Below are 12,292 nucleotides of genomic sequence, written 5' to 3'. Positions count from 1 at the left end.
GTCTCGAACCCGATTTCTAAGATTTTCTGGGATTTAAGGTTGTAGGCTAAGGGGGGACCTATAGGGATGGTTGTCCTGAACGGAAAGTCTATCGAACGTACGAACGACATCAATTTATGATCAGAAAATTTTCTTCTCTCTGTGCAGCTCTTCTGGTCGCATTGGCCCTGGGGAGCTGTAGTAGTTCTGAATCTGCTGGAGGCCGGTTGCAGCAGGTGCTAGCTCAGAAGAAGGTGCGCTGTGGTATCAGCGGCGAGTTGCCGGGCTTTAGCTTTGTGGATGAAAAAGGCAACTATTCGGGCTTAGATGTGGATATTTGTCGTGCGATTGCAGCTGCGTTATTTGATGATCCTGATGCGGTGGAGTATCGCCCCTTAAATGCCAAAGAGCGATTTGCTGCGGTTCAGACTGGGGAGGTGGATGTTCTCAGCCGGAATACAACTTGGACTCTTGATCGAGACAGTTCGGTGCGGATGGCGTTTGCACCTGTGGTGTTTTATGACGGTCAGGGGGTAATGGTCAAAGCAGATAGCGGTATCAAGACCCTCAAGGATTTCAAAAATCGGACGGTTTGTACTCAGACTGGTACCACCAACGAGAAGAATTTAAAGGATCAAATGCGCAAGCGTAAGGTGGACTATAAGCTTGTTGTATACGAAGATATTAACTCTGCCTATGCTGCCTATGCAGAAGGCCGCTGTGATGGGGTGACCTCTGATCGATCTCAACTGATCTCCCGTCGAACGGCTCTGCCCAAGCCTGAAAGTCATACCATTCTGGATGAGGTTCTATCCAAAGAACCCCTAGCCCCTGCGGTTGCAGATGGGGATGTGGAATGGGCCGATGTCGTCCGTTGGGTGGTCAATGCCACGGTTGAAGCGGAAGAGCTGGGAATTCAACAAGATAATTTAGCGTCTTTTGCTAAAAGTGAGGATCCCGTCGTCAAGCGCTTCTTGGGCACGGAAGAAGAATTGGGGAAAAGCTTAGGCCTCAGCCCAGACTTCGCTGCCAGAATCGTCAAGCATGTGGGCAACTATGGCGAAATTTACGATCGCAATTTGGGGCCAAACACTAAACTGAATTTACCCAGGGGCCAAAACCAACTGTGGAGTAATGGTGGATTGATGTATTCTCCCCCATTTCGTTAGTTGGAGAACTTAAGCAAATCTCTCTGTTGAGGGCCACTGTAGAGAGTTTATGTGGGAAGCAATAGATATAAAAGATTGGAAGGATGTACCATGCCTTTCAGGTAAAGTCGCAACTGAAGACGATGTTGAAAATGGCAAAGCTGTATTTTTTATACCCTCTGGCAGTGAAGCCTACGATGTTGAACTGCCTTTATGTGCGATATATAAAGATCTAAAAACAGGTGAAAGAACGCCTTGTATAGCTATTCAAATTGAACAGACTGACAGTGGTGTATTTATTGGTGTCCGATATTTAACGGGTGGTAATGGTATTGGTTTAGTTGATGAGTTTGAGCTGTTTACAGAGCCGACTGAAGAATTTGGGTTATGACAAAGACACCAAGCCGGAAACACGAGCTTGGACTTTAAGCTATCACTACAGTGATAGGTAAAATTTTTTTTACCGCTAGACTTCCTTGATACCCTCTTTCATCCAAGGTATGACTTTCATCATCAAAAGAGGGCAAGAATTACCTGTTGGTATACCTAAGAACCTCTGGTGAAAGCCTGCGTTTCAAGGAGTAAGGTTCTGGAATCGCTGAGTTCGCCAACTAAGCAGAGTTTGACGTAGGCATTATCTTGGACAAAAACTTTGAGTCCTTGATTCCCGTCAGTGTCTCCCCCATTGCCTGTGCAGGTCGGATTTACATTTGCGATCGCATCAACCAATGCATAAGCTTTCATCGTAGTTGGTGCAATTTCCTTGCGATACACCACCCGACCACGCCAACTGGAGCTAGTGCCGGTATAGTAAACGATTTCAGAACTATCCGCTTTAATAAGTTTTAAGAGGTAGGACGGATCTGAAGCAACTTCAACAGATGTCGCTTCCTTGATGTCATCCGCCATAAAATTGAGGGCTCGGTTCAGCTCTGATTGCCGTTCCTGTTCTGCGGTTGATTTTTGACTGGCTTGGAGAATGCGAACTAGACCAAACCCTGCTGCAGTCAGCACTAAGCTGGTAATCAGGGACGCGACCAATAACTCTGGAAGGGTAAACCCTGCTAATTGGTGACGTTTGAATTGACGTGAGAACTGTTTGGAGGAGATAACTGAAGGTATCATGGTGCTTGGCATTTAGGGGAAGTTGTGTCGTTATAGTCACCTGCTCTCATTAAACCGATACCTACTGAAATCGTCATACATTTAGGCTGCACTGAACTATTAGGGATAGTTAGCCATAACGTACCTGGATCTGTACTTGGCGTTCGGTTTCTGCCCTTAAAGTCAAAAGAGATGGTCCAAGGGTCAGCACTGGCAGAATGATCAATGGTCACTTCGTCTATTTCTCGATTACCGGTCGAAAGGCAACTTCCAGTAATCGTCTGATTAATCCCCTTAGGAATATTTATCGTACAATCCTGGCTTCGTTTGATAGCTTCCCTTTGGGTTTCTTTAATGGCCCCCTCTATTTTGGCGAGGGCATCATCCACTTTTTTCTGATTGAGCCAACCCAAAAAGCTGGGAGTAGATAGGGTCGCGAAGATACCAATAATGACGACTAGGACAATCGTTTCAGTTAGTGTGAAACCCACTGAGGTCAGTTTGCGTCTTGGAGTGAAAGGATAATCGTGGTGTTTCAATTTCAGTGATATTGAGTGGAAATTTTAGATGAATTCAGAATCCTGCACTCATTTTTGGAACTAAAAAACTATATCTAGAGAGATGGTTCTCTAGAATTATACTTTGTCTTTTATCTTGTCTGAACTACAAAAAACTTTATCTGACTTAATAATTTAACGCAAAAAACAAAAGTTTTTATGGACTACTAAAGGTGTGGCGTAGGCTCAATCGATATTGAAATGAATGTTGTTAAGCGTTAGTGAGGTCAAACTCAGAATTCAGGACTGACTGGACCGACCTGCTGGCAAATCCCTTGTGAACTCTATGGCGCGAACTATCGTAAATATGACTGGAAATTTGGCTCAGCCGTTCCCCTCTCTACTCGGAAGCTTTAGACGTCGTTGGTGGGTGCCCATATTGGCAAGTGCCAGTGTGTGTTTGGTTTTCGATGGAGCCGTGTTAGAGCCATTTGCGACCTCTACTGATTGGAATAGCTCGGGTCAGGTATGGGCTCAAGCCGTTAATACACAACCCCTTAATCCTCGCATCAAAGTCAGTATTAAGCAGCGTTTTGGTCGCAAAACTACGGATAAACTGATGGTTGAAGCGCTTCCAGGGGACCAACTGACCCTTCAATTTACGACGGGTAAACGGCTACAGACCCTAACTACAAATAAAGTTGAGTTTGCGATTACGCCCATTCCCTTAGAGCAGCCTAGATGGGAAGAACGGGTGGTTTTGAGTGTTCATCGGAGTTTTGAAACAGCCGAAACAAAAGCCAATGAATTGAAGGCCTTGGGGATTCCGGTGGAAATTGCCCAGCCCAAACAGTGGCAGGTGTGGGCAAAGCGCGATCAATATCCCACTGCAGCCGATCGGATTCTCTTAATCGATACCCTGAAGCAACAAGGCTATGACAATGTGTTCCTCCATCGGCGACGGCTGCGTGACAAGCCGCAGCTCAGTTTTGTCACCAATGGTAATCAATTCAAACGCAGTATTGTCAGTATCACCAGTAAGAAACAGCAGTTTCAGGTGGGCGACGAGCTGCATTATGGCAGTTTAAGATTTCAGCCCAATACCTATGGGACTTATACCTTGGTAAATAGGGTGCCAACGGAAACCTATCTTCGAGGGGTTGTTCCCTATGAAATTGGCTTTAATGCGCCTACGACAGCCATTGAGGCGCAAACTATTATTGCCCGCACCTATGCTTTGCGTAACCTGAGACGTTTTCAGATAGATGGTTATGAGCTATGTGCAGATACCCAATGCCAAGTTTATAAGGGAATTGCTAAAACCGATCCCATTGTGGATCGCGCCATTAAAGCGACAACGGGACAGGTGCTAACCCATAACGATGAGCTAGTGGATGCCCTTTATTCTTCCACCACGGGTGGAGTGACGGCTGCTTTTCAGGAGGTTTGGGAAGGAACCCCTCGCCCTTATCTAACGGCAAAAATTGATGCCCTACCCAGGGGCACGTGGGATTTGACCACCCGCAGCTTAGCTGAAGAGTCGAATTTGAAAGCCTTTATTAACCTGAAACAAGGGTTTAATGAAGCGTCTTGGAAGACTTTTCGTTGGCAGACAGAAACCCCTATTGCTGAACTAAATGGGTTTTTGCGGAAATTTCTGCGTCAGACTAAGCATCCCTTGGCTAATTTCAAAACTATTCAAAAGCTGGAAGTGGTGGAGAGGTCCCACGGTGGCAGAGTCCAGAAATTGCAGGTCACCACGGATATAGGCACTTTGGCCTTAGCCAAGGATGATATTCTACGGGGATTTGAAGCTCCCAATAGCTTGCTCTTTTACGTTGAGCCTAGGTATCAAACCGTAAAACCTAAACCAGCAAACACGACTCAATCCAACCCGGAATCAACGGCATCGGTGCAGTTGACTAGCGCAACGTCGGTTGCTAAACCTCAGAAAATTCTTAAAGGATATGCCTTTATTGGTGGAGGCTTTGGCCATGGTGTTGGTCTAAGTCAGACGGGATCGTATCACCTCAGTAATTTAGGCTGGTCGGCGACTAAAATCCTCAATTTTTATTATCCTGGGACAACAGTTCAACCCTTGAATAAAAGCATTGTATTTTGGCAGCAGCCTTCTATTCCTGTGGTTCCCAGCCAATCAGTTCCCAATGAACTCAAGCCCCAGAGCAATCAAAGTAACTGGTTGATTAGCCATAAGATGCCGTTCCTGAAATCTTTCCAATGGGTATGGGACTGGATACCGTTTTTGTAGAGAGAGGTCAGAACGGTTCGAAAAAAAAGATCTGAGGTTTAAGAGATACGGGATACTGGCTGGGCTTTGGTTTCTGATTCTACAGAGACCACAGGAATATCTGGAGTGGCTGCTGAATCGGGTGATACCATCCGCGATCGCAAACTGATCAATGCTGTTTTAATCACCACAGCCGTGGGCACGGCAATCACAACCCCAATCAATCCACCCGCCTTAGCCCCGATTAGAATTGAAATAAACACCCAAGCCGGATTGAGCCCCGTCATGGTGCCTAGAATTCTGGGGGCAACTAAGTTGTCTAAAATCTGCTGAACCACTACTGCTGCAGCTAAGAGCTTGAGGCCCAGCCAAATATTTTGCAGGGTGACCAAGCACGTTACCAGAATAATACCGACAGTCCCGCCAAACGGGATAAGCGCCATCGTACCAATAGTGAGGCCGAACAGTAGGCCAAAAGGTACTTTCAGGATTAAAAAAGTGGGCACGAGAACCGAAGTCATGCAGATACCAAACAGCAGCTGACCAATAAAGTAATTCTGAAAGCTAGAGCGAAGGGTTTCGGACACAGGCTGTTGACTTTCTTCCGGTAGCCAATCAATCAAACTGTCCCAGAGTTCATCACCATGTTGGAGGAGATAAAAGGTCAGAATTACCGTTACAAGGACATCGATCAGAATATCTAAAACACTGCTGACCGTTCCTAACGCGATATTGAGCAGACTTTTGGTTAGAGCTTGGAGTTGACCCTGGAGTCGATCAAAGGCTTGAACCGCCAAGACATCCAGATTGAGGGAGACCCCTCGTTCCTCTACCTGCTGACTGAGTAGGATTAGCTGCTGCCGGCCTGATTCTAGCCAATCAGGTAAGCGATTAGCCAATTGTTGGGCCTGATTAAATGCGATCGGAATCAGGACAATGCCAATACCAAATAGGATGGAAATGGCTAATAACGCCACGATAATCGATGCCGGTTCTCGCCGTAGTCCCCGCTGAACGCACCAACTCACTGGGTAGTTAAGGAGAAATGCTAGCAGTGACGCCACCACAATAATCCCGATCAACACCCCAAAGTAATTGGAGATAGAAGCTAAGGTCCAAAAATTGAGGGCTACAATAGGTGCGGCTAAGCCGATCATCAGTAGGCGAGAGGGAACAGATAACTTCTGCCACCAATGAAAGTAATTGGGTTTATCCATGCCTACTCTCCTGCTCAGAGGAACACTTACAGCGAGGGAAGAATAATCTAAGCCAACCTTCCAGGTGATTGTCAACCACGAGGTCTCTGTCGTCAAGCTGTTTTAGCATGTTTAGCTCAGCACTGAAGAAGAAAGAGGGACTTCGATTCGGTCGCCAGGAGAAGGATTCAGAACTTGGGTATCACAGCCGTTCTCTTGCAGGCGTTGACGAAATCCATCAATGGTTCCTTCCATACTCAACAATTTATCTAACATGCCGCTATATTCAACTTCGCCTCCAGAGGCAGTGGGCAGAATAAATTGAGGCTGGAGCTTTTTCACCACCTCTAGGGCAAAGTCTCCTCCCTGAATAAAGGGGCCCAAGAGGGGTAGTACTAAGTCCTGGATGGGAGCAATAATTACATCTACCGCTTCCAGCTGGTCAATGGCTGCAGAATGAAAACCATGGGGTTCATAGTAGATACGACTTTGGGAGGCTTGGTCCGTGAGCACTAAGGCATTCTCGACTAGGAATGGTCCAATCGGTGAACCGGGCAATGCCTGGACTTGGAGTCGGTCTGCCCAAGCAAAGGTTTCGCCATGGGCCAGGGGAGTGACATCGGTATAGCCCAATTCTTCCACGACCTTAGTGGCATTCTCGGAGGCCACGACCGGGATTGATCGGTCCAACTGCTTCAACGTGGGGACATGAGCGTGGTCGGGAAGCCCCTGGGAGAGCAGAATTAGATCAATCGATTCAGGAATATCAATTGTTTTGGCCCGCTCACCCTTAAAGAACCAAGGCTGATTCCCAAACACCAACGGCCCAACCAACCAAGGATCTAAAAGGATTCGTTGTCCGGCCATTTCGATAAGCCAACTGTTCGAATCCATCCAGGTTAAAAACATTGTTACTTTAGGGAACTTAGTACATCTTCTATGTTACGAAATTCCAGCTATCTCTTCACCTCTAGCTTTGAATCGGCTGTGAAGGATAGAAGACGTTCTTTTTTCCAGCAGGCAAGACAAACTAGCCTAAGACGGTCGCTAAGTTTAAACATTCCTGACTCCATCAGCAAGATGTTTCCTATTCTCCTCAGTTGGCCCCACCTATTGAGTTAAATAGATTAGAGTAATGTAAAGAGAGGTTAAGCTATTTAGCCCAACTTAGTGTGTTAATGCCCAAGGCGATTGTAAGTAACCCATGCGCGTAATCTTAATGACTGGCAAAGGTGGGGTTGGTAAGACCTCCGTTGCTGCTGCTACTGGACTCCGCTGTGCCGAGCTGGGTTACAAGACCCTTGTTCTCAGTACTGATCCAGCCCATTCTTTAGCCGATAGCTTTGATATGGAGCTGGGCCATGAAGCCCTGGAGGTTAAACCTAATTTGTGGGGGGCTGAGTTAGATGCCCTGCTCGAATTAGAAGGAAATTGGGGTGCGGTTAAACGCTACATTACCCAGGTGCTGCAGGCCAGAGGACTTGAAGGGGTACAGGCGGAAGAGCTGGCCATTCTCCCCGGTATGGATGAGATATTCAGCTTGGTGCGGATGAAGCGTCACTACGATGAGGGCACCTATGATGTCCTCGTGATTGACTCAGCACCGACCGGGACGGCCCTTCGTCTCCTAAGCTTGCCGGAAGTGGGCGGCTGGTATATGCGTCGGTTTTATAAGCCCTTCCAGCGCATGTCTGTGACCCTCAGGCCTCTGGTAGAGCCCTTCTTTAAGCCTATTGTCGGATTCTCACTGCCTGACGAAGAAGTGATGGATGCCCCCTATGAGTTCTATGAGCAGATTGAAGCCCTAGAGAAAGTACTGACAGACAATACCCAAACCTCCGTTCGCCTAGTCACCAATCCAGAAAAAATGGTGATCAAGGAATCTTTGAGAGCCCATGCCTATTTGAGCCTGTATAACGTCTCCACGGATATGGTGGTGGCCAACCGAATTATTCCTGACCATGTCTCTGATCCGTTCTTTATGCATTGGAAACAGAACCAGAACCAATATCGCCAGGAAATTCACGATAACTTCCAGCCCTTGCCCGTCAAAGAAGTGCCCCTCTTTCAAGAAGAGATGTGTGGGTTAGAAGCACTGGAGCGCTTGAAAGAGACCTTATATGACCAAGAAGATCCGACTCAGGTCTATCACAAGGAGACCACTTTAAGAGTGATTCAGGAGCAGGGACAGTACAGCTTAGAAGTGTATCTCCCCGGAATCCCCAAAAGCCAAGTGGAGTTGAGTAAAACAGCCGATGAGCTGAATATCAGAATTGGTAATCACCGCCGTAATTTGGTTCTGCCCCAAGCTCTTGCTGCAATGCAGCCTGCCGGGGCCAAGATGGAAGAAGATTACCTCAAAATTAAGTTTAGTGGGGCTGCGGCATAGCCCACTGATACATCGATTCCGCCCCCGCAATGTCATAAGATAGTTGAGCAGATTTTTTGGCTCAGAACCGTTCATGAATTCATTGCAAGATAAGGTCGCAATCGTTACGGGTGCCTCTCGAGGGATTGGACGGGCTACCGCTTTGGCCCTAGCAGGTGAAGGGGCCAAAGTCGTCATTAACTATGCCAACTCTAGCGGTGCAGCGGATGCTGTCGTCGCCGAAATTACGGGTCAAGGAGGAGAAGTATTAGCCTTTCAGGCCAATGTGGCAGAAGCTGATCAGGTGGATACCCTATTTAAGACCGTGCTCGATAAATGGGGGCGGGCCGATGTATTGGTTAATAATGCAGGCATTACCCGAGATACTTTGTTGTTACGGATGAAGCCGGAAGATTGGCAAGCCGTGATTAATCTCAATCTCACTGGAGTCTATCTCTGTACTCGGGCTGTTAGTAAGGTGATGCTCAAACAGCGCTCCGGTCGAATTATCAATATTGCTTCGGTCGCAGGACAAATGGGGAACCCAGGACAGGCCAACTACAGTGCTGCTAAGGCAGGGGTCATTGGTTTTACCAAGACGGTGGCCAAGGAGATGGCGTCTCGGGGAGTGACGGTGAATGCAGTGGCCCCTGGATTTATCGCCACGGATATGACGGAGGGGTTAGGGTCCGAAGAGATTATCAAATTTATCCCCCTGGGTCGATATGGCCAACCTGAGGAAGTGGCCGGTATGATTCGGTTTTTAGCGGCTGACCCTGCCAGTGCCTATATTACGGGCCAGGTCTTTAATGTGGATGGTGGCATGGTGATGGCTTAGGCGATTTCCCTATTTCTAGAGATAGGATCGCTGTGGCGTCCCCCTTTATTGTGTAGTATTTTAAAGTGTTCTTAATGAAGTTGAGTTTGTTATCAAGCCAGCTTGAGGGTATTTGTTGCCCAGGGCACCCTTGATAGGATCGATTAATTGTCTTTGGCACTATTAATCAGGACAACAAGGCTGAATTGTTTATCTTCTGACTAGGTATCTGCGAATGGCTGTTTCCGATCGCAAACTCCAACTGCTTGATTTTGAAAAACCCTTAGCTGAATTAGAGGATCGAATTGAGCAGATCCGCAACCTTTCGGAGCAGAATGGTGTGGATGTGACCGATCAAATTACTCAGCTCGAAGATCGAGCCGATCAGCTTCGGCAAGAGATTTTTAGCAGCTTAACCCCAATGCAAGAGCTGCAACTGGCCAGACACCCTCGGCGACCCAGCACCTTGGACTATATCCATGCCATTAGTGATGAATGGATGGAATTGCATGGCGATCGACGGGGCCATGATGATCCAGCTATTGTCGGCGGTGTGGGTCGGATTGGTGGCCAGCCTGTGTTGATGTTGGGCCATCAAAAAGGGCGCGACACGAAGGATAATGTAGCCCGCAACTTTGGTATGCCTTTTCCGAGTGGGTATCGGAAAGCCATGCGATTAATGGATCATGCGGATCGGTTTGGCTTACCGATTATCTCTTTTATTGATACTCCTGCGGCTTGGGCCGGGTTAGAAGCTGAACAGTTTGGCCAAGGCGAAGCGATTGCCCTCAACCTCCGAGAAATGTTCCGACTCGATGTACCTATTATCTGTACTGTGATTGGAGAAGGGGGATCTGGGGGGGCCTTGGGAATCGGTGTCGGTGATCGGCTATTGATGTTTGAACATTCGATCTATAGCGTTGCGCCACCGGAGGCCTGTGCGGCGATCCTTTGGCGGGATGCCCAAGAAGGCCCTCAAGCTGCGGAAGCCCTCAAAATTACGGCGACGGATTTGCAAGAACTGGGGATAATCGACCAAATTTTGCCTGAGCCCCCTGGAGGAGCGCATGTTAATCCTATTAAGGCTGCAAATATTATTAAAACTGCGATTTTAAGTAATTTAGAAGAATTATGGCGTCTTAGCCCCCAAGAGCGTCGCCAACAGCGCTATCATAAGTTTCGGAATATGGGGATTTTTTCCCAGCTTCCTTGAGTATGCGCTCCATCTTGAACCAGTGGTATGATTACAGGGGCGCAACATTTGTTTACAATTAGCGTAAGCTCACGCGCTTTGACTGCCTCTCATCTGCGCTGATAGCTTCAAGGAGTCTACACCCGTCTTTTAAGTCCCTCAATGATTTGCTCGTTCATCTCGCAGAAGCGTTTGTTGTTGGGCAAGTTTTTACCGAGTATTGATTTTAGGAATTTTGCATGACTGCTCAACGGAAACTGCGAGCTCTGATTACAGGAGCGAGCAGGGGTATTGGTCGGGCCACGGCCGAAGCATTTGCTGCGTCCAATATTGATTTGGTTTTAGTCAGCCGCTCTCAAGCTCAGCTGGATGAATTAGCGCAGACTCTTCAAGAACAAGGGGTCGAAGTCCGTGGGGTTGCGATTAACTTGTCTGAAGTTGGCCAGGTAAAGTCTCAGATCAGTCAACTTTTAGATCAGGTCGGCTCCATTGATATTTTGATTAATAATGCTGGGATGGGGTATACCGGTGAGCTGATTGATATGCCTTTGGCTGATTGGCAAAGGGTGCTGGGTCTGAACGTGACCAGTGTATTTGAATGTGTGCAAGCGGTGTTGCCTGGGATGCGATCGCAACAGCAAGGCACCATCATTAATATCGTTTCCATTGCAGGGCAACAGGCGTTTCCCCAGTGGGGGGCCTATTGTGCCAGTAAGTTTGCCTTAATGGGGTTGACCAAGTCCCTCGCCCAGGAAGAGCGTCCCCACGGGATTCGGGTGACAGCCGTTTGCCCAGGGGCTGTGAATACGCCTTTGTGGGACACAGACACCGTAGATGCCGATTTTGACCGTAGCGCTATGCTCAAACCTGAGAATGTGGCTCAGTCGATTTTACATATTGTCCAGATGCCTCAAAATGCGGTGATTGAGGAGCTTGTCTTGATGCCGAACGCGGGGACATTCTAAATCTCCTTTTCGTTATCAACCCCCAACTCTTCTGTCAAATTTCCTACAATTAACTGAAACAATGACTACTTTTTCTCCTAAACCTTCTGATCAAGCTAATTCTTCTATGAACTCAACTTCTAATAACGCTCAGCTTCGCCCCGATCGCAGCTTATCTCAACGGACCAAGGAGAAAGAGACCCATCGTCAAGCTAGCAAAGAAGAGATGATGGGAGCCGTAGAAACGATGCTGCTAGGGGTTGGTGAAGACCCAGAGCGGGAAGGTTTACTGAAAACCCCGAAGCGGGTGGCTGAAGCCATGCGGTTTCTCACGAGTGGCTATCAGCAGTCTTTAGAAGATTTGGTGAACAATGCCATTTTTGATGAAGGCCATGATGAAATGGTCCTCGTTCGAGATATTGATGCCTTTAGCTTGTGTGAGCATCATATGTTGCCCTTTATCGGCAAGGCTCACGTGGCATATATCCCGAATCAGAAGGTGATTGGTCTGAGTAAGCTGGCCCGTATCGTCGAAATGTATTCTCGCCGTCTGCAGGTGCAAGAAAGATTGACTCGCCAAATCGCAGAAGCGGTACAAACGGCTTTAGAACCCAAGGGTGTGGCGGTAGTTATGGAAGCTAGCCATATGTGTATGGTGATGCGGGGTGTACAAAAGCCGGGCTCCTGGACGGTAACGAGCTCCATGGTCGGGGTCTTTCAGGACGATCATAAAACCCGAGAAGAGTTCTTAAATCTGATTCGACATCCTCATAATTTCTAAGTTGGGCTGGTAGGAAAA

General features: G+C 47.6%; 12 protein-coding genes. 8 read left to right on the top strand and 4 right to left on the bottom strand.

Annotated elements, in window-relative coordinates; genetic code table 11:
• Nucleotides 1-116: 116 nt before the first annotated feature.
• Nucleotides 117-1,148: an amino acid ABC transporter substrate-binding protein gene (locus ON05_RS03370; protein WP_010470664.1), complete on the top strand. Its 1,032-nt coding sequence runs from the start codon at nucleotides 117-119 to the stop codon at nucleotides 1,146-1,148.
• Nucleotides 1,149-1,197: 49 nt separating this feature from the next.
• A complete protein-coding gene (locus ON05_RS03365; protein ID WP_010470666.1) occupies nucleotides 1,198-1,518 on the top strand; it encodes a hypothetical protein in 321 nt (106 codons plus the stop codon).
• A 155-nt stretch (nucleotides 1,519-1,673) separates the two neighbouring features.
• Here the strand turns inward: ON05_RS03365 and ON05_RS03360 are convergent, their stop codons facing one another.
• Nucleotides 1,674-2,252 carry a type II secretion system protein J gene (locus ON05_RS03360; RefSeq protein ID WP_010470668.1) on the bottom strand — a complete coding sequence of 193 codons (579 nt, stop codon included), beginning with the start codon at nucleotides 2,250-2,252 and terminating at the stop codon, nucleotides 1,674-1,676.
• The gene (locus ON05_RS03355; protein WP_010470670.1) at nucleotides 2,249-2,722 is read right to left on the bottom strand and encodes a type II secretion system protein; all 474 of its coding nucleotides are present in this window, start codon (nucleotides 2,720-2,722) and stop codon (nucleotides 2,249-2,251) included. The genes ON05_RS03360 and ON05_RS03355 overlap by 4 nt, the downstream gene beginning before the upstream one ends.
• A 352-nt stretch (nucleotides 2,723-3,074) precedes the next feature.
• Here ON05_RS03355 and ON05_RS03350 point away from each other — a divergent pair, with 352 nt between their 5' ends.
• Complete coding sequence (locus ON05_RS03350; protein ID WP_236618872.1) at nucleotides 3,075-4,997, top strand: SpoIID/LytB domain-containing protein; 1,923 nt, start codon at nucleotides 3,075-3,077, stop codon at nucleotides 4,995-4,997.
• 38 nt (nucleotides 4,998-5,035) lie between these two features.
• Here the strand turns inward: ON05_RS03350 and ON05_RS03345 are convergent, their stop codons facing one another.
• Both ON05_RS03345 and ON05_RS03340 read right to left on the bottom strand, forming a co-directional pair.
• Nucleotides 5,036-6,193 (bottom strand): AI-2E family transporter, encoded by a 1,158-nt coding sequence (locus ON05_RS03345; protein ID WP_010470675.1) that lies wholly within the window; start codon nucleotides 6,191-6,193, stop codon nucleotides 5,036-5,038.
• A 111-nt stretch (nucleotides 6,194-6,304) separates the two neighbouring features.
• A complete protein-coding gene (locus tag ON05_RS03340; RefSeq protein WP_010470676.1) occupies nucleotides 6,305-7,081 on the bottom strand; it encodes an MBL fold metallo-hydrolase in 777 nt (258 codons plus the stop codon).
• A 295-nt stretch (nucleotides 7,082-7,376) separates the two neighbouring features.
• On the opposite strand from ON05_RS03340, the gene ON05_RS03335 reads away from it, so the two are divergent.
• The 5 genes from ON05_RS03335 to folE all read left to right on the top strand — a co-directional run bounded on the left by ON05_RS03335 (nucleotide 7,377) and on the right by folE (nucleotide 12,274).
• Complete coding sequence (locus ON05_RS03335; RefSeq protein WP_010470678.1) at nucleotides 7,377-8,561, top strand: TRC40/GET3/ArsA family transport-energizing ATPase; 1,185 nt, start codon at nucleotides 7,377-7,379, stop codon at nucleotides 8,559-8,561.
• A 73-nt stretch (nucleotides 8,562-8,634) separates the two neighbouring features.
• The gene (gene fabG / locus ON05_RS03330) at nucleotides 8,635-9,378 is read left to right on the top strand and encodes a 3-oxoacyl-[acyl-carrier-protein] reductase (RefSeq protein ID WP_010470680.1); all 744 of its coding nucleotides are present in this window, start codon (nucleotides 8,635-8,637) and stop codon (nucleotides 9,376-9,378) included.
• A 214-nt stretch (nucleotides 9,379-9,592) separates the two neighbouring features.
• On the top strand, nucleotides 9,593-10,570 hold the full coding sequence (locus tag ON05_RS03325) for an acetyl-CoA carboxylase carboxyltransferase subunit alpha (protein WP_010470682.1): 978 nt from the start codon (nucleotides 9,593-9,595) through the stop codon (nucleotides 10,568-10,570).
• Nucleotides 10,571-10,788: 218 nt separating this feature from the next.
• Nucleotides 10,789-11,514, top strand: coding sequence for an SDR family oxidoreductase (locus tag ON05_RS03320; RefSeq protein ID WP_010470684.1), 726 nt, complete (start codon nucleotides 10,789-10,791; stop codon nucleotides 11,512-11,514).
• Between the two features lie 106 nt (nucleotides 11,515-11,620).
• Entirely contained in the window at nucleotides 11,621-12,274 is a 654-nt protein-coding gene (gene folE, locus ON05_RS03315; RefSeq protein ID WP_010470686.1) for a GTP cyclohydrolase I FolE, read from the top strand.
• The last annotated feature ends 18 nt before the right edge of the window (nucleotides 12,275-12,292 follow it).

The organism is Acaryochloris sp. CCMEE 5410 (genome assembly GCF_000238775.2).
Classification (GTDB): Bacteria; Cyanobacteriota; Cyanobacteriia; order Thermosynechococcales; family Thermosynechococcaceae; genus Acaryochloris.
This window is presented reverse-complemented; position numbering and strand designations above follow the sequence as displayed.